Source organism: Christiangramia sabulilitoris (genome assembly GCF_007050985.1).
GTDB lineage: Bacteria > Bacteroidota > Bacteroidia > Flavobacteriales > Flavobacteriaceae > Christiangramia > Christiangramia sabulilitoris.
Window position 1 is genome coordinate 447,136 of the sequence record NZ_VHSF01000003.1, and the last position, 22,177, is coordinate 469,312.

General features: G+C 42.5%; 15 protein-coding genes. 5 read left to right on the forward strand and 10 right to left on the reverse strand.

What is annotated here, in order from left to right; translation table 11 throughout:
- Positions 1 to 3: 3 nt before the first annotated feature.
- Genes nrfD through FGM01_RS12180 form a run of 3 tightly spaced genes read right to left on the reverse strand, consistent with a single transcriptional unit; the run spans position 4 to position 6,325 of the window.
- Positions 4 to 1,818 carry an NrfD/PsrC family molybdoenzyme membrane anchor subunit gene (nrfD, locus tag FGM01_RS12170; protein ID WP_143411444.1) on the reverse strand — a complete coding sequence of 605 codons (1,815 nt, stop codon included), beginning with the start codon at positions 1,816 to 1,818 and terminating at the stop codon, positions 4 to 6.
- 36 nt (positions 1,819 to 1,854) lie between these two features.
- The gene (locus FGM01_RS12175) at positions 1,855 to 4,920 is read right to left on the reverse strand and encodes a TAT-variant-translocated molybdopterin oxidoreductase (protein ID WP_143411445.1); all 3,066 of its coding nucleotides are present in this window, start codon (positions 4,918 to 4,920) and stop codon (positions 1,855 to 1,857) included.
- A 49-nt stretch (positions 4,921 to 4,969) separates the two neighbouring features.
- The gene (locus FGM01_RS12180; RefSeq protein WP_208012728.1) at positions 4,970 to 6,325 is read right to left on the reverse strand and encodes a c-type cytochrome; all 1,356 of its coding nucleotides are present in this window, start codon (positions 6,323 to 6,325) and stop codon (positions 4,970 to 4,972) included.
- A gap of 226 nt (positions 6,326 to 6,551) precedes the next feature.
- Here FGM01_RS12180 and FGM01_RS12185 point away from each other — a divergent pair, with 226 nt between their 5' ends.
- Entirely contained in the window at positions 6,552 to 6,941 is a 390-nt protein-coding gene (locus FGM01_RS12185; RefSeq protein WP_143411446.1) for an SPOR domain-containing protein, read from the forward strand.
- Positions 6,942 to 7,101: 160 nt separating this feature from the next.
- Here the strand turns inward: FGM01_RS12185 and infB are convergent, their stop codons facing one another.
- Genes infB through rimP form a run of 3 tightly spaced genes read right to left on the reverse strand, consistent with a single transcriptional unit; the run spans position 7,102 to position 11,634 of the window.
- On the reverse strand, positions 7,102 to 9,876 hold the full coding sequence (infB, locus tag FGM01_RS12190) for a translation initiation factor IF-2 (RefSeq protein ID WP_143411447.1): 2,775 nt from the start codon (positions 9,874 to 9,876) through the stop codon (positions 7,102 to 7,104).
- Positions 9,877 to 9,927: 51 nt separating this feature from the next.
- Positions 9,928 to 11,160 carry a transcription termination factor NusA gene (gene nusA / locus FGM01_RS12195; RefSeq protein ID WP_143411448.1) on the reverse strand — a complete coding sequence of 411 codons (1,233 nt, stop codon included), beginning with the start codon at positions 11,158 to 11,160 and terminating at the stop codon, positions 9,928 to 9,930.
- Positions 11,161 to 11,172: 12 nt separating this feature from the next.
- On the reverse strand, positions 11,173 to 11,634 hold the full coding sequence (rimP, locus tag FGM01_RS12200) for a ribosome assembly cofactor RimP (RefSeq protein ID WP_143411449.1): 462 nt from the start codon (positions 11,632 to 11,634) through the stop codon (positions 11,173 to 11,175).
- Between the two features lie 248 nt (positions 11,635 to 11,882).
- On the opposite strand from rimP, the gene FGM01_RS12205 reads away from it, so the two are divergent.
- A complete protein-coding gene (locus FGM01_RS12205; RefSeq protein ID WP_143411450.1) occupies positions 11,883 to 12,710 on the forward strand; it encodes a universal stress protein in 828 nt (275 codons plus the stop codon).
- Here the strand turns inward: FGM01_RS12205 and FGM01_RS12210 are convergent.
- A complete protein-coding gene (locus FGM01_RS12210; RefSeq protein ID WP_143411451.1) occupies positions 12,707 to 14,236 on the reverse strand; it encodes a hypothetical protein in 1,530 nt (509 codons plus the stop codon). The two genes, FGM01_RS12205 and FGM01_RS12210, sit on opposite strands and share 4 nt — an antisense overlap.
- Before the next feature lie 158 nt (positions 14,237 to 14,394).
- Between FGM01_RS12210 and FGM01_RS12215 the strand changes: the two genes are divergently transcribed.
- The 3 genes from FGM01_RS12215 (at position 14,395) to FGM01_RS12225 (ending at position 15,793) form a co-directional block, all read left to right on the forward strand.
- Positions 14,395 to 14,628, forward strand: a complete 234-nt coding sequence (locus FGM01_RS12215; protein WP_243735802.1) for a hypothetical protein — start codon at positions 14,395 to 14,397, stop codon at positions 14,626 to 14,628.
- A gap of 83 nt (positions 14,629 to 14,711) precedes the next feature.
- The gene (locus tag FGM01_RS12220) at positions 14,712 to 15,329 is read left to right on the forward strand and encodes a metallophosphatase domain-containing protein (protein ID WP_143411452.1); all 618 of its coding nucleotides are present in this window, start codon (positions 14,712 to 14,714) and stop codon (positions 15,327 to 15,329) included.
- Positions 15,330 to 15,463: 134 nt separating this feature from the next.
- Entirely contained in the window at positions 15,464 to 15,793 is a 330-nt protein-coding gene (locus FGM01_RS12225; RefSeq protein ID WP_143411453.1) for a hypothetical protein, read from the forward strand.
- A gap of 44 nt (positions 15,794 to 15,837) precedes the next feature.
- On the opposite strand, the gene FGM01_RS12230 is transcribed toward FGM01_RS12225, so the two are convergent.
- The 3 genes from FGM01_RS12230 to FGM01_RS12240 all read right to left on the reverse strand — a co-directional run bounded on the left by FGM01_RS12230 (position 15,838) and on the right by FGM01_RS12240 (position 22,177).
- Complete coding sequence (locus FGM01_RS12230; RefSeq protein ID WP_143411454.1) at positions 15,838 to 16,239, reverse strand: response regulator; 402 nt, start codon at positions 16,237 to 16,239, stop codon at positions 15,838 to 15,840.
- Positions 16,236 to 18,575, reverse strand: coding sequence for a PAS domain S-box protein (locus FGM01_RS12235; RefSeq protein WP_143411455.1), 2,340 nt, complete (start codon positions 18,573 to 18,575; stop codon positions 16,236 to 16,238). The genes FGM01_RS12230 and FGM01_RS12235 overlap by 4 nt, the downstream gene beginning before the upstream one ends.
- Positions 18,576 to 19,786: 1,211 nt before the next feature.
- Complete coding sequence (locus tag FGM01_RS12240) at positions 19,787 to 22,177, reverse strand: GumC family protein (protein WP_143411456.1); 2,391 nt, start codon at positions 22,175 to 22,177, stop codon at positions 19,787 to 19,789.

Consider the following 22,177-nt stretch of genomic DNA (forward strand, 5'->3'; position numbering starts at 1 on the left):
TGATTATTTATTTTTTAGTTTGTTTGCCTGCTCGATCCATCCAGCCCTGTTCTCCTGAATAGGGAAGTTCTCGATCACTTCATCAAGCAATTCAAAATCCTGTTCTGTTAATTTACTTACCTGGTCAAATAAGTAGATACCTACCTGATGTAAATGCTGCTGAAGTAGCGGCCCTACATTCTTAAGTTTCGTAAGATCATCTGCATCCTGAGTTTTTGGATCGTAAGTTCCAATTCTGGAAAGCATTTCGTCGATACGATCTTTGGTAACCTCAGATACCACCATGCCGTCTACATTTACAGTTTCCTCGTGAGGATGATCTGCTTCTTTTCTTGTAGTATGCTCTGTATCTTCTATCTTATGGTGAATTCCTGCTTCTTCATTCTGAAGTGGATTTCTACCTACAGCCTGTGGATCGTAATGCAATGCATCATCTCCATGCTCCTCTCTAAGTTTCTTATATTTTTCTCCGGAAGCCTTTAGAATTGTCTTCACCTCTGCCTGGGCGATCACCGGGAACGAACGGGCATAAAGAAGGAACAATACAAAGAAGAATCCTATGGTACCAATGAATATCCCGATATCTACAAATGTTGGCGAGAACATTGTCCATGAAGATGGAAGGTAATCACGGTGCAATGAAGTCACGATAATTACAAAACGCTCGAACCACATCCCGATGTTTACCACGATCGAAATAAAGAATGAGAACATGATACTGGTACGCAGTTTCTTGAACCACATGAACTGTGGAGAGAACACGTTACAGGTCATCATACTCCAGTATGCCCACCAGTAAGGTCCGGTAGCCCTGTTAAGGAATGCATACTGTTCGTATTCCACCCCGGAATACCATGCGATCACCAACTCGGTAATATATGCAGTACCAACGATAGAACCCGTGATCATGATCACGATGTTCATCAATTCGATATGCTGAATAGTAATATAGTCTTCAAGATTAGAAACCTTTCTCATGATGATAAGCAGGGTGTTTACCATGGCAAATCCAGAGAAGATAGCTCCCGCAACGAAGTAAGGAGGGAAAATGGTGGTATGCCATCCCGGTATTACCGAAGTTGCGAAGTCAAAAGATACAATGGTGTGTACAGAAAGTACAAGTGGTGTTGCCAATCCGGCAAGTACCAGAGATACTTCTTCAAAACGCTGCCAGTCCTTGGCACGTCCACTCCATCCAAATGAAAGTATTCCGTAAACTCTTTTTGTGAAAGGCGTAATTGCCCTATCACGAATCATTGCAAAATCAGGTAATAAACCAGTCCACCAGAATACCAGCGATACCGACAGGTAGGTTGAAATTGCAAATACATCCCAAAGAAGCGGTGAGTTAAAGTTCACCCAAAGAGATCCAAACTGGTTAGGGATTGGAAGTACCCAGTATGCCAGCCATGGACGCCCCATGTGAATTAAAGGGAAAAGACCCGCCTGCATTACAGAGAAGATCGTCATAGCCTCTGCAGACCTGTTGATCGCCATTCTCCATTTTTGACGGAATAAAAGTAATACGGCCGAGATCAGTGTACCGGCGTGACCAATACCTACCCACCATACGAAGTTGGTAATATCCCAGGCCCAACCTACTGTTTTATTTAATCCCCAGGTACCTATACCTGTAGAAATCGTGTATACTATACATCCAACACCCCAAAGAAAGGCAACAAGGGCGATAGAAAAAACTATCCACCAGGTTTTATTCGCCCTTCCTTCAACCGGAGCAGCAACATCCACTGTCACATCGTGATAGCTTTTGTTCCCGGTAACTAGAGGCTTTCGTATAGGTGCTTCGTAATGAGACATATCCTTATTAGATTGATTCTTAGTTATTCGTTATTATTAAGCTTCGGAAGTATTTCTAACTTTCGTCTGGTACATCACATTTGGTTTTGTACCTACATACTCAAGCAGATGATACATCCTGTCATCATTTTTCTTTTCCAGAATTTTTGCTCCTTCATCATTCACATCTCCAAAGACCATAGCGCCTTTATCACATGCTGCAGAACAAGCCGTATGGAATTCACCATCCTTGATCGTTCTACCTTCACGCTTGGCATCAAGGATCGTTTTCTGAGTTAACTGGATACACATAGAACATTTTTCCATAACCCCTCTGGAACGTACAGTAACATCTGGGTTAAGTACCATTCTACCAAGGTCATTGTTCATATGGTAATCAAATTCATCGTTCTGGGCATAGTTGAACCAGTTGAAACGACGAACTTTATAAGGACAGTTGTTCGCACAATATCTTGTACCAACACACCTGTTATAGATCATTTGGTTTTGACCCTGTCTACCATGGGAAGTTGCCGCAACAGGACAAACAGTCTCACAAGGAGCATGGTTACAATGCTGACACATCACCGGCTGGAATACAACCTGTGGGTTACCTGCAGGCTCTTCCAGTTCTCCGAATTCAGAAAGGGAACTTCCAAGGCCACCAATATTTTCTTTTTTATCAAGATCTGCAGTAAAGGATTCTTCAGAAGAGAAATAACGGTCTATACGCAACCAGTGCATATCTCTTGATCTTCTTACTTCGTTCTTACCTACTACAGGAACGTTATTTTCTGAATGACATGCAATCACACAAGCTCCACAACCGGTGCAGGCATTAAGATCTATACTCAGGTTAAAGTGTGGACCCGTAGTCCTGTCAAAGCTCTCCCAGATATCTACTTCCGGAGAAGTTACAGGAGTTTCCTGGTGATCTAAAGATACTTCCGGAGTCTTATTCCATACGTGAGCATCTTTAGTATTGAACACCTCTAAAGTGGTTTCCTTGATGATATCACCTCTACCCATTAAGGTATTATGAAGCTGCACACAGGCAAATTCATGTACCCCGGCAGTTTTCTCCATTTTCACCTTCTGTACAGAACTAAAGTTCCTGTACAAAGGATAGGCATTCACCCCGGTTTGCATTTCTTCCTGTATCCCGGCTTTTCTACCATAACCAAGCGCAAGACCAATAGATCCCTTCGCCTGTCCTGGCATAATATATACCGGTACATTTTTAAGAACCGTATCCCCTAATCCAAGATTTACATGGCTACCATTTAAACCTCCGTTTGCATCATGCCAGTTTTCAAGACCAAGCTCTTCAGCATCGGCTTCAGAAACAGTTACATAATTATCCCAGCTCGCTCTGGTAAGCGGATCTGGCATTTCCTGCAACCACGGGTTATTAAATTGCTGACCGTCTCCCATGGACACTTTCGTGTAAAGAGAAAGCTCAAATCCTTCTCCTTCAAGATTATCCTCTAATGAAGATGATCTGGAACCGGAAAGGCTTTCAGACCCTGCAGCGATAGCTACCGGAGAAGTCGCCTCGAAAGCGCCGTCATGAAGTGCTTTTGAAAATGGCTGACCTCCGAAATCTGAAGACCAAGTTTCTTTTATATAATCAAGATAAGACACATTATTACCGGCCCATTTCAGTAAAGTATCCTGAAATTGTCTCGTATCGAATAAAGGTCTTATCGTTGGCTGCATTAAACTGAAAGATCTTTCATTGAACTGAATATCTCCCCAGCTCTCCAGGTAATGTGGAGTGGCAGCTACATATTTACTAACTTCTGAAGTCTCATCGGCTCTGGTAGTAAAATCTACTACGGTTTCAACCTTTTTAAGACCTTCAATAAATTCTTCTCTGTTTGGAAGGGTATGAACAGGGTTTAGACCGGCGATCAAAAGAGCACCAACACTACCGTTATTCATATCTTCAACCAACTGCATTACTTCTGCAGCGTTACCCTGACGAATAACCCTGGCGTTAGAAGTATCCATCACCTGGCTTCCAAGTGCTTCGTTGATCTCCAATGCCCAGGTCTGAGCCTCCATATCTGGAATGCCACAGGCAACCACAGCACCACTCCCTGCTTTACGCAATTCTCGTGCTGCCTTCACCACTGCATCGTCTATGTTTGAAGGAAGATCACTGGTAGAAGAACCACCTGCGATATAACCTCTTAAAGCAGACATCACTGCTTTTTGCTCAGAAGGCTTTAAAGGAACACGCTTATCTGCGTTAGCCCCGGTAAGAGACATATTAGACTCAAACTGAATATGACGGGACATTTTACCATCCTTCGGAATTCTTGTTTTGGCATAAGCAGCATCGTAGCCACCTCCCTGCCAGTCTGCAAGAAAATCTGCACCAACCCCAACCACGGTCTTCACTTTCGAGAAATCATAGTTTGGCAAGGCACGACGACCATATTTAGCCTGAAAAGCATTCAGGGCTGCATCTTCAGAAACTGTATCATACACGATGTGACGTACATTCCCGTATTTAGATGAAAAATCCTGAATTAATTTTGAAGTCGAAGGACTCGCGAATGTCTGCGTAAGAAGAACCACATCTCCGCTGGCATTATCCAGTGCAGAAGTAACCTCACGGTCAAACTCTTCCCAGGAAACATTCCTTCCTTCGATCATTGGGCGTTTCACCCTTTTTGTATCATACAATGAAAGTACCGAAGCATGTACACGCGCATTTACACCGCCTTTGAACTTCGAAAGATCATTATTTTCAATTTTGATAGGACGACCCTCACGAGTTTTTACCAAAACACTTGCGAAGTCGAAACCATCAGCAATAGTAGATGCGTAATAATCGGCAACCCCGGGTACGATCCTGTCTGGCTGTACCACGTAAGGAATAGATTTTACCACCGGGCCTTCACAGGCGGCCAGTGAAGCAGCTGCTGTACTGAATCCAACATACTTAAGGAAGTCCCTTCTTGAAGTCTTTGAATCTTCAAGATTTTGCTTATCCCCAAGAAAATCCTCTACCGGGATATTCTCAGCGAATTCCTTTTGTTGGAGCGCCTCAACAACAGAGCTGTTTTCATTTAGCTCTTCAACACTTTTCCAGTATTTCTTGTTTGATGACATATTATATCTAGATATTAGCTTCTTAATTTGTTACCTGAACTTCAGGATTTTAATAGTGACACTTACCGCATTCCAACCCACCCATCTGGGCAGCTGTTAGCTCTTCTACACCATATTTTTTAGATAACTCCTCGTGGATCTTCTCGTAATATTCATTACCCTCGATCCTGATATTCGTTTCACGGTGACAGTTAATACACCATCCCATGGTAAGAGGAGCATTTTGATATACAATCTCCATTTCCTCGATTGGACCATGACATTTCTGACATTCGATCCCGGCCACAGTTACGTGTTGCGAGTGGTTAAAGTATGCAAAATCTGGAAGGTTATGAATACGCACCCATTTCACAGGCTTCTCTTCTCCAGAATAAGTTCTGGTAGCAGGATCCCATCCGGTTGCTTCATAAAGCTTCGCGATCTCGTTATCGTAAAATTCTTTTGAGTATTCTTCTGTAGCCGTTTCAGGAGCCACTTCAGCGATCGCCTTGTGACAATTCATACAAACATTAAGCGATGGAATCCCTGAATGTTTGGAGACCCTGGCTGAAGAGTGACAATACTTACACTCTATCTGGTTCTCACCGGCATGAATCCTGTGTGAGTAATGTATTGGCTGAATTGGCTGATAGCCCTGGTCAACACCTACCTGCATCATCCATCCGTAAGCGAAATAACCCACAGCCAAAAGAACAAATATCGAGCTTACAAGCACCAGGAATTGATTTTCCACGAATGCCTTATAGATCGGTTTTCTTTTTGGCTTTTCAGGAATTACAATTCCGGAAGCATCAGCAAAATTTCTAAGGGTTTTGTTCACAAGGAAAAGAACCAGCAGAAGCATCGCCAACACAAAAACAAGAATCCCCAGGATCACATCTGTAGAAACCCCACCAGATCCTCCGGCAGCACCAGCTTCTCCACCAGCAGTAGCAGCAGCAGGCGGCTCCGGCTTAGGCTGTTCAACGTAAGCGAGTATGTTATCTATTTCGTTATTGCTCAACTGCGGGAATGCCGGCATTGCGGTTTGACCCCACTCGTTGTAGATCTCGTTAGCCTGAGCATCACCGCTGGCTATTAAAGCAGCAGAATTTTTGATCCAGGAATAGATCCACTCCATATCACGTCTTTCAGTCACCCCATGAAGAGCCGGACCAATCGAATTTGAATATGGTTTATGACAGGCTGCACACAAAGAATTAAATAACTCTTTACCTGCAGACACATCACCAAGGTCTGAACCTCCATCATCTGCCGCAGCAGCTTCCTGTCCGGCTTCTGCCTGAGCAGTCGCATCCTGCGCCGCCTGAGCCTGCGTGATCCCGGATAGGGTGAAGGTAAATAAAAATGCTACGCTTAATAGTAGTTGTCGCGAAGTTGAATGGCGGAAAATCACCTTTTTCATATTATAAGTTCGATTAACGTCTAAACTTTGGTACGGTTTTTACACACAGTATTTTAGGGCTAAAAACCTAAAAAGGTACCTTTAAATTCGTGCACAAAAGTAATACATACAGACGATTTTAGGAATCTTACAGAAGTGTTAATAGGTAATTTATATTAGTTCTAAATAATAAATTATAACCTGTTTAAGTTATTTAATTTTACATTTGTCAAAAAGCCAAAATATCATGAGAAAACCCAACTCCCTGCTTCTTTTTACAACTGCAGCTTTCATGTTCTTTTTCACCCTGGAAATCAGTGCCCAGGAAGGGAATGTGAACATTCAACAAAACCGGAAGATCGAAAAATTAATGGAGGTTAAAAAGGAGCTGAATAAAAACAACCAGATAAGGGATCGTTATGTGATTCAGCTTTTTTACGGGGACAACGGAAAAGCCAACGAAGTGATCCAGAAATACAGGACTTTATACCCATACAGCTCACAAATTACTTACGAGGCCCCAAATTACAAGGTTTGGGTAGGTAACTTCAGAAACCGCCTGGAAGCAGACAGAGCGCTTCTAAAGATCAAGGAAAATTTTCCGGCAGCATTTATCCCGAAGCCCCTTAGAAAATAAATTAACACATCTCTGCGAACTTACTTCTGCCATTACCGGTTATCCCGGATGGGCAATAACAGAAGTTAAAAATAAAAGGCATTACATTTTTCACATAATGCTTCAAACAAAAAAAAGCGACTGATCTCTCAGTCGCATTTTTAATTTATAACAGTTTCTCTTATTTAAGAGTTTTCTTAACCTCAACTTCTCTGAAGGCTTCCAGCACATCACCTTCTCTAATATCGTTGTAGTTCTTCACCTGCATACCACAGTCGTAACCTTTCTTAACTTCTTTTACATCGTCCTTGAAACGCTTCAAGGAAGCAAGTTCTCCTGTGTATACCACCACACCATCTCTAATAAGGCGTATACCGGCACTTCTGTAAATAGTTCCTGAAGTTACCATACAACCTGCGATCGTACCGATCTTGGATATCTTGAAGGTCTCCCTGATCTCTGCCGTACCGGTGATCTCCTCCTTCAATTCTGGAGAAAGCATTCCTTCCATGGCATCTTTAAGATCATTGATCGCATCATAGATGATCGAGTATGTTCTGATATCGATTTCTTCCTTATCGGCAACCTGTCTTGCATTTCCTGCAGGACGAACGTTAAACCCGATAATAACCGCATCAGAGGCCGAAGCAAGCAGCACATCACTTTCAGTAATTGCACCTACTCCTTTGTGTATGATATTTACCTGAATCTCTTCAGTAGAAAGTTTCTGGAAACTATCTGTAAGCGCTTCCACAGAACCATCCACATCACCCTTCAGGATAATATTAAGCTCTTTAAAGTCTCCAAGAGCAATACGTCTTCCAATTTCATCCAGCGTAATGTGACGCTGAGTTCTAACATTCTGCTCACGTTGTAACTGAGTACGTCTGGCTGCGATATCTTTCGCTTCACGCTCATCTTCCATCACCTTGAAGGTATCACCGGCCTGTGGCGCACCATCAAGACCAAGTATGGATACCGGTGTAGATGGACCAGCTTCTTTAACGTCGTTACCACGTTCATCCTGCATCGCCTTCACCTTACCGCTATTTCTACCGGCAAGTACATAGTCTCCAACTTTAAGCGTACCACCCTGAACCAGGATCGTAGCCACATATCCACGACCTTTGTCAAGGAATGCTTCTACTACGGTACCCTTAGCCAGTTTTTTAGGATTCGCTTTTAATTCCAGGATCTCTGCTTCAAGAAGCACTTTTTCAAGTAATTCCTTAACTCCCATTCCTGTTTTAGCAGAAATATCGTGCGACTGAATCTTACCACCCCAGTCTTCTACAAGAAGATCCATGGAAGCAAGTTTTTCCTTGATCTTCTCAGGGTTTGCCGTTGGAAGATCAGATTTGTTGATCGCAAAAATAATTGGCACTCCCGCCGCCTGAGCGTGAGAGATCGCCTCTTTTGTTTGCGGCATCACATCATCATCTGCTGCGATCACAATGATCGCAATATCTGTAACCTGTGCACCACGAGCACGCATCGCCGTAAAGGCTTCGTGACCGGGAGTATCCAGGAATGCTATCTTTTGTCCGCCTTCGAGTTTCACCCCGTAGGCACCAATATGCTGTGTAATTCCACCACTTTCGCCTGCGATCACATTCTCCTTACGAACGTAATCAAGTAGGGAAGTTTTACCGTGGTCAACGTGACCCATTACGGTTACGATCGGAGCTCTTGTTTCAAGATCTTCCGGATTTTCTTCTACTTCTTCAACAGTCTCTTCAACATCGGCAGTAGTAAACTCAACTTCATAACCAAACTCTTCAGCTACGATCGTTAAGGTCTCCGCATCCAGACGCTGGTTCATGGTTACCATCATTCCAAGTGACATACACGCTGAAATAATTTTAGTTACCGGAACATCCATCATGGTTGCAACCTCACTTACCGTTACGAATTCAGTAACTTTTAAGATCTTTTCGTCAGATTCCTGTTGAGCCAGATCGTCTGCAGAACGCTGTCTGTGTTCATCACGTTTCTGCCTTCTGTATTTTGCTCCTTTACCTTTAGAAGATTTACCCTGAAGTTTTTCAAGCGTTTCACGCACTTGTTTTTGTACTTCCTCCTCAGTAGGCTCCTCCTTGGTAATAGGTTTACTTCTTTTTCTTCCAGCTCCGGCTCCGGTACCTTTAACACGAGGCCCACCGCCACCACCTTTCACATCTTTGCTGATGCGGCGACGACGCTTTTTGCGCTTATCCTTATCATCCTTCTTATCGTCTTTCTTCTCTTCCTTCTTCTTAACAGGTTTCTTGAATTGAGAAAGATCGATCTTTTTACCGGTAAAGTTAGGACCGCTAAGCTTGGTATACTTGGTTTCTATAGTACTGGATTCCTCCTTTTCCCATTCTTCAGCAGCAGCAGGAGCAGCCTCTTCTTTCTTAGGCTCTTCTTCCTTAGCCTTCTCAGGTTCAGGTTTCTTCTCCTCTACTTTAGGCTCCTCTGCTTTTTCCTCGGCTTTCGCCGCTGGTTTTTCAGGTTGCTTAGTCTCTTCAGCTTCTTGGACAGGTTCTTCCACTGGAGTTTCTTTGGCTTTTTCTTCAGGCTTGGCTTCTTCTGCCGGCTTTGGCTTTTCACCAGGCTTCGCGCCCAGGTCTATTTTACCAACAGTTTTTGGTCCTTCGAGTTTGGCTCTGGATGAGATCGTCTCTTCTTCCTTCTCCTTTTTCACCTCTTCAGCCTTACGTTTTTCCTCGATTTCCTTGCGCAGCTCTTCCTTCTCTTTCTTACGCTCTTCACCAACTTCTTTAGAAGCTCTTTTCTTACTCTTGTCGGTTTCGAACTCGTCAGAAAGCACCTCGTAGATTTCTCCCGAGATCTTGGTAGTTGGACGTGCGTCTATCTCGTAGCCTTTGGAATTAAGATATTCCACAGCCCTGTCTAACGAGATATTGAACTCACGTAGAACTTTATTTAATCGCGTTGTTTTCGCTTCTGCCATAAATTGCCCTCTAAATTACTCTCTTTAATTGTATTCTGTATTCTAAAAATATTATTCCTCAAATTCAGATCGAAGCACAGACATTACATCTTTAATAGTCTCTTCTTCCAGATCTGTACGACGAACAAGATCATCTACATCCTGCTCCAACACAGCTTTTGCTGTATCCAGACCGATCTTTGAAAATTCGGCGATCACCCAATCTTCGATCTCATCTGTAAATTCTTTCAGCTCAACATCTTCTTCAACACCTTCACGGTACACATCTATTTCATAGCCGGTCAATTGTCCTGCCAATCTAATATTATGCCCACCTCTACCAATCGCTTTAGAAACTTCTTCCGGCTTAAGCATTACCTCAGCCGTTCTCGCTTCCTCATCCATTTTAATGGAAGTTATTTTCGCCGGGCTTAGAGCTCTGGTGATAAATAACTGTTCATTATTGGTGAAATTAATCACATCTATGTTCTCATTCCCCAGTTCGCGAACGATACTGTGAATACGGGAACCTTTCATACCTACACAGGCACCAACAGGATCTATCCTGTCATCATAAGAATCTACCGCTACTTTCGCCTTTTCACCAGGAACACGAACTACTTTCTTGATAGTGATCAAACCATCAAAAACCTCAGGGATCTCCTGTTCGAATAATTTCTCAAGGAAACCTGGTGCGGTTCTGGACATTATGATTGTAGGCTTGTTACCTTTTAATTCGACGCTTTCTATGATCCCCCTTACATTTTCTCCTTTTCTGAAGAAATCTGAAGGAATCTGGCGGTCCTTTGGAAGCACTATTTCATTCCCTTCATCATCCAGCAAAATGATCGCTCTGTGTCTTATATGATGAACCTCAGCCGTATAAATCTCTCCTTCAAGATCTTTAAACTGCTTGTAAATATTCGTGTTATCATGCTCATGGATCTTTGAAATAAGATTCTGGCGCAGGGCCAGGATCGCTCTTCTTCCAAGATCTACCAGCTTTACTTCTTCTGAAACATCTTCACCAACCTCAAAATCGGGTTCGATTTTGCGGGCCTGGGTAAGAGATATTTCCCTGTTAGAGTCCTCTACTTCACCATCTGCCACTACGATCCGGTTTCTCCAGATCTCAAGATCTCCCTTATCAGGGTTTACAATAATATCAAAATTATCGTCTTCTCCATACTTTTTCTTTAAAGCATTTCTAAAAACATCCTCCAGGATCGCCATCAGGGTGACACGATCTATAAGTTTATCGTCTTTAAACTCTGAGAATGACTCAATCAACGCGATATTTTCCATATCAATATGTGATTAAAATGTTATTTTAACTTTTGCTTCCACAATTTCAGTATAAGGCAAAACGGCCTCTTTCTGAACTGTAATCTTACCCTTACCTACCGGCTTGGGCTCTCTCGCTTTCCAGGAAAGCTTTATTTCATTATCGTCTGCAGCGATAAGATCTCCATCGAACTTATCATTTGCGGTTTTCACCTTTAACCTGCGACCTAAATTCTTTTTGAATTGTCTCGGCATGGTAAGAGGCTCAGAGACCCCGGCCGAAGTAACTTCCAGAGAAAAATCTTCCTCCTCCCTGTCCAGGTTGTGCTCTATGGCACGACTTACCGTGATACAGTCATTTACTGAAACTCCCTTGTCCCCGTCCAACACTATCTTGATATGATTGGCGGAGTTCACTTCAAGGCTGATTAAAAATAAGGAATTATTTTCTTCGAATGCCTTCTCTGCTAATTTTTCTACCTTCTCCTTCAGCATATAATTATAAAAAGAGGGGACTTCTGTCCCCTCGCTGTACTTTTTTAGTTTCAACGCTGCAAATATAGCAATATTTTCCAAGTATAAAAACGTGATTATAAATGAAATGAGTGATCACATAAAATCAGTGTCATCGTGGCACTCTGCGCTAAAATTCCTATCCCATAAAAAGTGAAATATTTAAGAACACCTAAAATATTCTTCGTAATTTTAATAGATAACTGATTTACAACTATTTACCTTCAGTCATGAAACATATTCTCGTCCCTACAGACTTTAGTGAACAGGCTGAGAAAGCCCTGAAAGTAGCCGCACAACTTGCACGAAAATTCGACGGTGACATTTACCTGTTGCATATGCTGGAATTACCCCTGCAGCTTATAGATCCCGTAGGTGGCGGAAGCCAGAACCTGCCCGAGGCTATCTTCTTTATGAAACTGGCTCACCAGAGATTTAACAGGATCATGAAAGAACCCTACCTCCAAGGCATCAAAGTCCATGAAGTGGTGGAATTTCACCGGGCCTTTGAAGGTATTATGGAAATTGGCAAGGAAAAGAATTGCGACCTTATCGTGATGGGTTCCCATGGCGCCCGTGGTTTCCAGGAAATGTTCATTGGTTCCAATACAGAAAAAGTGGTAAGACACTCAGAGATCCCGGTGCTGGTGATCAAGAATGAAATTGAAGATTTTGTAATTAATCATTTTGTTTTCGCCACAGATGCGAATCCATCCCATAAAAATGTACTTCGAAAGGCGGTTAATTTTTCAAACAGCATGCAGGCTACCATGCATTTATTATTCGTTAATACCCCCAATGACTTTGTGACCACCAAAGAAGCTCATCAGAAAATAAAGGAATTCCTCAAAGATGTTGAAATTGAAAAACATAAGATCCATATTTATAATGATGTAAGTGTGGAACAGGGTATTCTGAATTTTGCAAAAAAGGTCAACGCCAGCTTAATAGGTATTGGCACACATGGAAGAAAAGGCCTTGCCCATTTCTTTAATGGCAGTATTAGCGAGGACCTGGTAAATCATGCCAACAAACCAGTCATCACTTTCAAGATCTAAAGGAAGGCTTTCAAAGCCCCGTTCTTAATCAGGTTCCAGAGATAATTCCAGAAAGATTTTGTTTTATCACGCGTAAAGCTAATGTCCTTATGATTGGCTTTATCATTCAAAGCCTTGTTCTTAACAATAAGATTGGCCAGCGCAGAAACGAATTTGTTTTTCTTCTTTCCATCCTTGCGCATCACCTGCACCTTAAAATCCTTATACTCCAGTCTCATGTCACCGCTCGCGGTAGTATTGTTACCGTAAAAATTAAAGTACATATCCAGGATTTCCCCGGTGGCTTCAACATTCATCGCCGGCTGCAGGAATTTATTCATTTCGCTGGCAGCGAGCCTCCCCATACTACCCGATATCTGGAAGGCATCTGCCGTGTTACTTATATCAAATTCCCAGTCCACATGCAAAGGAGCGCTTTTCATAAAGTCTGCATCTATGCTGATCAGGGTTTTCGGAAAGTCTTTTCTATCCAGGTCCAGGTTGGTGATATTTTTAATACTGGCGTTCAGGTTGGAAAATTCCACTATCCCGGTTTCTTTATCGGGATGAATATTCTCTTCATATTTAATATAGGCATCGGTAATCTTAAGACTGTCCAGCGAAAGGTGCACCGGCATATTCCTTATCTGCCTGCTATACATATACTTGGCACTGTTATCTTCCGGCTGCAGTTTATCACGGTAAATTTTTAGATCGACTCCACTGAACCTGGTAAATGGATTCTCCAGTTTTAAGGTATCATTCTGCAAACTCCAGTTGATATCGCTCATATAAACTGAATCGATCGTAAGGTCGTAGCGGTCTTTCTGAACACTAATGGTATTTTGATGAGCTTCTTTGGAATATTTCGGTAATATTCTAAAACCGGTAATATTTAACTCATTATTATCAATCACCAGATCTCTAACTGAAAGTTCCTGCTGCGCATTCAGGTCATAGAATAAACTATCTATATTTAACAGGATAAGGTCATAATTAAAGGGAACGGTCTCCTTTAAAGTTTCCGCATTAATGCGCAGCTGTTCCATTTCCAGACTTTTCAACTGTGCATATAAGCGGTGCATGGAAGTATCTTCCTCAAAGATCTGGAAAGTCCCCCTTTTCACCTTCACCCTTTTTACCAGTATCTTATTTTTAAATTCTGAAGAGGTTTTATCCTTTTGGGTTCTGGTAGTGTCCTTAACTGTATCGTTCCTGAAAAATTTTACCACCGGGCCTGAGACCTCAAGATCACCGACGATGATATCCTTATTACTTATATAATCCCACAGATGGATATTATTCAACTTGATAGTATCCACGCTCAGGGTTTTGCCTTTGATCCTCGCAAAGGGCTGAATCACTTCAGCACTGCGGTCGAGTAGCTTTACATCTACTTTCTTAAAAGTGACTTTCGCCCTGCTAAGATTATCTTCTATTGCCTTTTTTATCTTTTTCTCCAGAATATTATTAGCGACCAGCAGGGCAATTAAAAAGGTGAGGATCCCAATTAATATGCCCAGGCCAATTTTCTTTTTCTTATTCAAATCTTACAATTTTGCAAACCAATTTACAATTCCGAAAGCTTCACCACCCGCGGTTTAAGAATTTTTAACTTAAAAGATTGTAAGACAGAAGTTCGCAAAGTTAAATTTCTGTCAAACTTTATTCGGCAGAATAGTGGTCCGGTATTTGGAAGTTATATTTGCTCAGAATCAAGAAAGAGATGTTTTTAAAAGTAGGTATTAAAGTTTTATTCATTGTAGTCGAGATCTTCCTTGGCTTTTATAGCCTGGTAGTTAGCGAAAGCTTGCTGGTGAAGTTTATATTTTTCGCAGTGACTGCTTCTTTGATCGCTTTTGGAATGTTGAAAACCATAAATAAAATATTACCTGCAGATAAACTGAACGATCTCCAGGTAGATGAAGGAGATAAATAATTTACAGAGCAATCTATCAAATCCGTTGACACACTCAACGGATTTTTTTTTGCCTATTTTGCAGTTATTGAAAACCAGATAACATGAAGCTCATCTGCCTGGCCGATACCCATAATCTGCACCATGAGATCCCCATCCCACATGGAGATATTTTAATTCATGCAGGAGATTGCACAGATGGAGGGACACGAAATGAGACCAGTAATTTTCTTGAATGGTTTTCTTCCCAGCCACATAACCATAAGATCCTTATTCCCGGCAATCATGATTTCTTTTTTGAAAAACAACAAAACCTGGATAAAGTTCCTGCCAATATTCATGTCCTTATAGATAAAGGAATAAAACTGGAAGGGATCAATTTCTGGGGGTCACCCGTCACCCCGGGATTACACAACTGGGCGTTCAATAAAGAACGCGGCGAGGCAATCAGGAAACACTGGAACCTTATCCCTGCGAAAACCGATGTTCTTATTACGCATACCCCTCCATTTGGAATTCTTGACGAGATCGACGGCAGGAATCACCTCGGCTGTGAAGAATTGCGAGAATTTTTAACAATTGTCAAGCCTAAATTCCACTTGTTTGGACATATTCACCAGGCTGCAGGCTCGACTACGCGTAACGGAATTCAATTTTACAACCTCTCAATTCTAGACAAACGCCTGCGGATCATACACTCCCCGATCACGCTTAAAATATAGTGTTTCCGGAATTTTAAAATTTATGTAAGGGAAGTTAAAAAAATATTAATCCGGAAAGTATTACATTTTTTTTAACAGCTTTTACCCTGTCTAATAGTAATTTAGCCCCGATGATAATGATGAAACAGGAATCTATGAACAAAATTACACTCCCGGAAATTCTCGACGATGTTAAAAGTCTGATCTCTTACAGTATTGCTAATAAAGATCAGGATAATTCTAATTTCCAGATGATGCACCGCGCGATCATTAAGAAGTATTTTGAGGCAAAGCATGTGAATATTAATTATGCTGAACAAACAGTAGATCTTAAATTACCTGTTGGGCATAAGAAATATACCAGTATCACCTTTGAATGCCAGGATCTGGAGCGTTTTATTAAATCCTGTCTTAAGAAAGACGATAAAAGCATCTTTTTTTATCAAAGTCTGCTGAATCACTATAATGTGATTTCCGCAGCTTAAGAAGAAACAATTCTCAATTACTAACTACAATCTAAACCTGGTCCCTACACCGGGTTTTTTTCTTTTATATGCTCTCCTATTTTCTTCAGGGTCTCCACAGAAACGGGTTTAGATAAAAATGAACAAATCTCTGGGATACTCTCTGCCCTTTCCTTATCTGAATATGCTATAGAAGAGGATACGATATAGATCTCTGTACGTTGAATATGATCTGGGTATAAGCTCTTTAATTTTTGTATAAACTGCCAGCCATCCATAAATGGCATATTAATATCCAGCAAAATGACGTCTGGTAGGAAGACGCGGCTATTTTCCAGATCTTCAAAGACCTGGTGGGTACATTTATAGTATGCCTGCTCCCCAAAGACTTCAGACCTTTTGATCAACTTTTTGATGATCATCTGGTAGATCTGGTCATCATCTATCACCCAAACACTTTTTCTCATTTGAACATAACTTTAAAAGTAGTCCCAACATCGGGTGTACTTTCCACGCTCACCGTTCCTCCCATGGCAGTGATCTGGTTTTTGGTAATAAATAAGCCCACCCCGCGGGAACCCTTTCTGTCTGTAAAGGTCTTATATAGGCCAAAGACCTTATCCCCGTGTTGCTCCAGGTCTATGCCTATCCCATTGTCCCGAATCTCCAGGACCCAGCGACCATAGTCCTGGTAACCCAGCAGTTCTATTTCAGGTTTCCTGCCTGCAGCACTATACCTCAGCGCATTGGTGAGGAAGTTGAGCAAAATACTTTCCAGGTAGGAAGAGTTGAAAAGTATCCGCATTTCTGCAGGCACCCGGTTAATTATATTAGCCTCTTTATTATTGATCTGAAGCTTAAGTACATCCAGCGTATTTTTCAGATATTCTGAAACGCTGAGCATTTCCACATTAATATCGAGGTTATTATTTATACTTACCACCTCATTAAGATCGTGCAGGGATTGATTCAGATTATCTGAAACATTCTGCAAAAGGGAAATATAGGTTTGTCTTTCTTCTTCAGAATCCTCGGTATTGTATAGCTCCAGGATAGATTCAAAATTACTGGAATGCGAACGCAGGTTATGTGATACGATATAGGCGAAATTCAGCAGGCGCTTATTTTGCTCCATCACAAAATCATAAGACTTGATCAGGTTAAGCTCTGCCTCACGTTTGGCGGTAACATCACGGAAATTTACCACATACCCGCCAATGCTTTCCTCATGGCAAAGATTGGTAAGGGTCACCTCGACCCACAGAGCCTCCATTGACCTGCTGTAAATACGTGTATTTATGCCAGAAACAGCTTTACCGGGATTATTCCGGGATTCTTTAAACTTCTTTATCACCCCGGCGGCATCCTCCGGGTGTACCAGAGAAAAGATTTCGTTTTCGGCAATCTGTAATTGTTTATACCCGGTGATCCTTTCCAGCGAAGGAGTTGCATATTTTGCCCTGCCTTCAGAATCTATGATCAGAATGACCTCACTGGAATGTTCCACCAGCGATTTAAAACGCTTCTCATTGGCTTCACGTTCCTCCTTTGCCCTTACCCTTGCTGAAATATCTTCCACCAGGGCAATATGAGAAGTGGCCTTTTCCCCTTCAGACCATAAAGCGGATACATTCAGCTTGATCCAGATGATCTCTCCATCCTTTTTTACCAGTCTCTTCTTTAGATTGTATTCCCGTATTTCGTTATTGCGCAATTTCTCCATCAGCTCAATATTAGGCTTACGGTCTTCAGGATAAGATATGGCGATATGATCTTTCTGGTTTAGTTCTGCATTGCTATACCCCAGCAATTCCTGAAATTTATTATTGGTTTCCAGGATCATTCCTGTATTGGAATCCACCCGGGCCATCCCTATAGCCGCCTGGTTAAAAATAGTCCTGAACTGAAGTTCACTCTTGGCCAGATCACCTGCCTGTTTTTTCACTTTCGCAGCAAGTATCGCCGGCTGCTTCATGGTATTGAAAATGATCCAGCCCATAGCTGCGGAGAAAACCAGGATAAGCAATCCCACGGGGATGATGGCATAAAAAGGTTCCAGCGGATTCACCGGAATTATATAGATCTTCCAGTCTCCGTCCGGCAATAACACCTCTTCTGAGTAGGCTTCCTTTAGTTCGCTGGTTTCTTGCAGGAAAAATTGCTCCTTCCCGCTCACTGGATCTGTCTTGGAAAACTGGAATTTATATTTATCTGAAGCCAGGTCCCTTATCCCCGACTGGTCTATAAGATTTTCGAAATAGATTAGCACGGCCGCGAAACCCCAGAAGTCATTTTCAATGAATACCGGGAGTCTGCCTACGATCGCCAGGCCACCCTGTTTTAACTGCAGCGGACCGGCAAAATACATCTTCCGGCTTTCTATAGCCTTTAGTGCTTCTTCCCGTGTTTTTGGCTCATTAAGTATATCATAATTTAATGCAGCCTGATGCTCCTTATAGGGATATACTTTGGTGATCACCCCGTTGGGGACGATCTGTATGGCATCTATATTAGGGTTACTGTCTACCAGCTGGGCGGCAATAGTGTCGAAATTCTCGATCTTTCCGTTCTCATCTATTTGCAAGGCGAGGGATAGAACGGCCGAGTAACTGTATTTTAAGGATTGTTCAATATTCTGTTCTACCAGCTCGATAATTCCGGCCATCTCAGACTGCCTGTTTTCCAGCAGGATCTGGTAGCGCTGCCAGAGCATAAAGAACCCCAGCGCAAGGAAAAGCAAGGCTGCAAGAAGACCCACTAACAGCGGCTTCCTTGTGGATGTAGGGTTAAGGTTGTCGGTCATTTAACTAATTAGTAGGCCTGATAGTTAAGGACGATCAGATTTTTTCGGACGCGCAAATATAAGTTAATTATTTGTTAACATGCAAGTTATCGCCAGGCTTTGAATGCTAATTTTTGGCGGGAAAAAGAGCTGTAGGCTGTAGGCTGTAGGCTGTAGATCGCTGCACTGCGTTCGTGATCAGGGGGTGATCGGAGATATTGTTTATTGTTTGTTGTTCGTTGAAGTTTACGTGTAATTTTGTATGAATGCAGAAGTATCGGGACGACAGACTTCTCGATACATTTTCCTGCAATTTGCATTGCTGGAAAACACTCGAAGTGACGGTCACGTTTCTCCTAATATTGGCACTCACGTCTGTTCGAGTGGATTCGAAGATGCGCAAGCAGATTCGAATCTGTATTAAGAACTGCTCGGATAACTGCAAACAAATTGCCGGACTGAGCCTGTCGAAGGCCGAATGATAATTGTTTATTGTTCATTGCGTATTGTTTATTGTGCTTCCGAAGAAGCGCAGTGACTAAACTTCTCGATACGATTTTATCTCAATTCTTTCGACAAAATCACTCGAAGTGACGATCACATCACCCTTAATATTGTTACCCCCGTCAGTTCGAGTGAATTTAAAGATGCGGAAGCAGATTTAAATTTGTATCGAGAACTGCTCTGTGTTATTTCATATGAAGACTTCTCGATACATTTTCCTGCAATTTTCATTGCTGGAAAACACTCGAAGTGACGGATACCCGCTTTAACCTTGCTGTCATTTCGAAGGAGGGCATCGACTGACTTCTCGATACAATTTTATCTCAATTCTTTCGATTAGATCACTCGAGGTGACGTGAGTTCCTTTTTTACACAACGGACAATAGACAACCCTTCGACAGGCTCAGGGTCAACAGACAACAGGCAACAGAGAACCCTTCGACAGGATCAGGATGCCCTGTCAGACATACGGACTAAAGTATACATTATACAATTCAGAGGCTCTGAATCCCGAACTACGAACTACAAACAACAGGCAACAGATAACCCACAATAAACACCCTTCGACATGTTCAGGGTCAACAGACAACCCACAACAGAGAACAGAAAACAGGCAACAGACAACCCACAACCCTTCGACAGGCTCAGGGTCAACAGACAACAGATAAACCCTAAAAACAAAAAACCCGGCGAAGGCCGGGCGGTGTTAGTATATTTAAATGCAAGTTCTACCAGAAGGCAGCTTTGTTTCGTAGCTTTTTCCAGAAACTTTCTTCCTCGGCGCCATAGCTATAGCCGTATTTATTTCCATAGCCAAAGTTAGACAGCTCCACATCATTAAGAACGAATCCTACATCATGCAGCTTTCCATCCCTTTTCGCATCGAGGGCAAATTCCTGTAATTTCTTTTCGGTATATCCGGCTCTAACCATATAAAGAGTAAGATCGGCATATTTGTTTATTAGGAAGGTATCTGCTACCAGCATGGACGGTGCGGTATCCACGATCACATAATCGAAGGCTGCTTCCAGCTCATCAAATAAACGGCCGGCCTTATCCTGTCTCCATAATTCTGCAGGGTTGGGTGGTATACTTCCCGATGCCAGAAGAAACATGTCCGGATGTAATTTCGAAGGTTTTATCAGGTCATCCAGTCTCAGGCTGTCATTTACCAGGTAATCACTCACCCCCATCATGGATCTGGTCTGCGCCTCATATCTCTGTAACTGCGGATTCCTGAGGTCTCCCCCAACCACGACCACTTTCTTCCCGGTATTGGCCAGGGTGATGGCGAGGTTAAAGGCAGTAAAGGTCTTCCCCTCTCCTTTTACGGTAGAGGTGATAAAGATCTTGATGCCGGTCTTTTTATCACTGCTGTTCACCAACAGGTACTGCAGGTTTGTATGCAAAATCCTGAAAGCCTCGGCCAGGATACTCCGGTCACTTTTTTCGATAATATCTTTTTGATTACCGGTAACTTTCGGTACTTCTCCCACAATAGGGATCTCCTTAGCTGCCCTTTCGATATCAGCACGGTCCCGAACCTTATTGTTTAAAAGATTCTTAATATAGATCACCATAAAAGGGATCAACATTCCCAGGATCAGGGCCGCTAATAAAATAATTTTCGGCTTGGGGGAAACCGGGATCCTTGAACTATAGGCACGGTCTACGATCTTGGCCTTGGGAGCGGTAACTGCCAGGCTAAGTGAATTCTCCTCTCTTTTCTGTAAAAGGAATAAATATAGAGCCTCTTTGATATTCTGCTGGCGTTCTATCCCGCGATATTGTCTTTCTTTAGAAGGTACCGCAGATATCTTTGATCCCAGCACTTCGCTTTGACGATCCAGGTCCTTTTGAGCAATCCTTAAATTGGAACGCATCCTTTCCAGGCTTTGCAGAACATTGGCCTTGATCTGGGCTATCTGGGAATTCAAACGGATCACAATAGGGTTCTTTTCAGTGGAACCACTTAAGATCCTGTTTCTCTCCAGTACCAGCTGGTTATATTCCTGGATACTGCTATTTACCGCAGTTTCTTCAATACCGAGATTTGCCGGCAGCAAGTCGGTCGACGAACCGGAGTTTAAATATTCGATCATGGCATTGGCCAGCTCCAGTTGGGTACCTACCTCCTGCTGCCTCTTGTTATACTCGCTGGCATTTTCAATAAACAGGCTCGATTCTGCCTGTATATCGGTAAGGCTGTTGGCCTCTTTGAACTCTTCCTTCCCGGTCTCCACCGAGTCCAGTTCCTCGTTGATGATACTCAAACGGTCATCAATGAATTCAGCCGTATTCCTGGCCACAAGGTTCTTATCTTCTATGGCCTCACGGTTATATTCCAGCACCAGCTGGTCCAGGATATCGCGTGCCTTTTCCCTTACCGGGTCCTCCAGGCCTAATTCTATCAGGCTGGAATTCTTATCGGTTAGATTTACCTGTAGTTTTTCCTTATAATTTGAAGCTACCCCATCTATAGTAGCAAAGCTCACCAAAATATCTGCTGCCGTTGATTCGGCCGCATTGGGATTCTTATTGATCACGATATCGCCGAAACCGATATTTACAGGCACTCCAATTCTGGTTTTAAAACTTTTCCCGGTCTCTGTATTGCTTAAGATAAGCTCTTCGCCATTCTCAGAAATACTGAAGGTGTTACCTTCTTCCGCAGTTCTGTATTCAAGGGCATTTTCATCTAGCTGTAAAACCTGCACCAAATAAGGAGAATCAAAATAGATCTCCCGCGGGTAAAAACCGGAATCATCAAAATACCTGATATTAAGATTCAGGGCTTTGGAGACATTGGTCATCATCCTGCGCGACCTTAACAGGCCAATCTCATTTTCTATTGAATTGGTTCCCATCCCCGATAACAGACCCATATCTACAAATGCTGCCATATCTGAAGACGGTCCTTTGCTTTCTTCATCTTTGATGATGATGGTCGCGGTAGTATTATAGGTAGGGATGGTTACTTTAAGGTAAGCCACGGCTAGCAGGATACAGATCACTACCCCCGCCACGAACCAGGGCCAGTACCTTAAATACTTTTCTACCTCTTCCCTTAAATTGATCTCTTCTTCCTGAGGTCTCTGGGTATAATGTTGTTGTGACAT

Excerpts from the sequence above, each read along its gene's own strand:
- nrfD (WP_143411444.1), bottom strand. The coding sequence starts at position 1,818 with ATGTCTCATTACGAAGCACCTATACGAAAGCCTCTAGTTACCGGGAAC.
- FGM01_RS12175 (WP_143411445.1), bottom strand. The coding sequence starts at position 4,920 with ATGTCATCAAACAAGAAATACTGGAAAAGTGTTGAAGAGCTAAATGAA.
- FGM01_RS12180 (WP_208012728.1), bottom strand. The coding sequence starts at position 6,325 with ATGAAAAAGGTGATTTTCCGCCATTCAACTTCGCGACAACTACTATTA.
- FGM01_RS12185 (WP_143411446.1), top strand. The coding sequence starts at position 6,552 with ATGAGAAAACCCAACTCCCTGCTTCTTTTTACAACTGCAGCTTTCATG.
- infB (WP_143411447.1), bottom strand. The coding sequence starts at position 9,876 with ATGGCAGAAGCGAAAACAACGCGATTAAATAAAGTTCTACGTGAGTTC.
- nusA (WP_143411448.1), bottom strand. The coding sequence starts at position 11,160 with ATGGAAAATATCGCGTTGATTGAGTCATTCTCAGAGTTTAAAGACGAT.
- rimP (WP_143411449.1), bottom strand. The coding sequence starts at position 11,634 with ATGCTGAAGGAGAAGGTAGAAAAATTAGCAGAGAAGGCATTCGAAGAA.
- FGM01_RS12205 (WP_143411450.1), top strand. The coding sequence starts at position 11,883 with ATGAAACATATTCTCGTCCCTACAGACTTTAGTGAACAGGCTGAGAAA.
- FGM01_RS12220 (WP_143411452.1), top strand. The coding sequence starts at position 14,712 with ATGAAGCTCATCTGCCTGGCCGATACCCATAATCTGCACCATGAGATC.
- FGM01_RS12225 (WP_143411453.1), top strand. The coding sequence starts at position 15,464 with ATGAACAAAATTACACTCCCGGAAATTCTCGACGATGTTAAAAGTCTG.
- FGM01_RS12230 (WP_143411454.1), bottom strand. The coding sequence starts at position 16,239 with ATGAGAAAAAGTGTTTGGGTGATAGATGATGACCAGATCTACCAGATG.
- FGM01_RS12235 (WP_143411455.1), bottom strand. The coding sequence starts at position 18,575 with ATGACCGACAACCTTAACCCTACATCCACAAGGAAGCCGCTGTTAGTG.
- FGM01_RS12240 (WP_143411456.1), bottom strand. The coding sequence starts at position 22,177 with ATGTCACAACAACATTATACCCAGAGACCTCAGGAAGAAGAGATCAAT.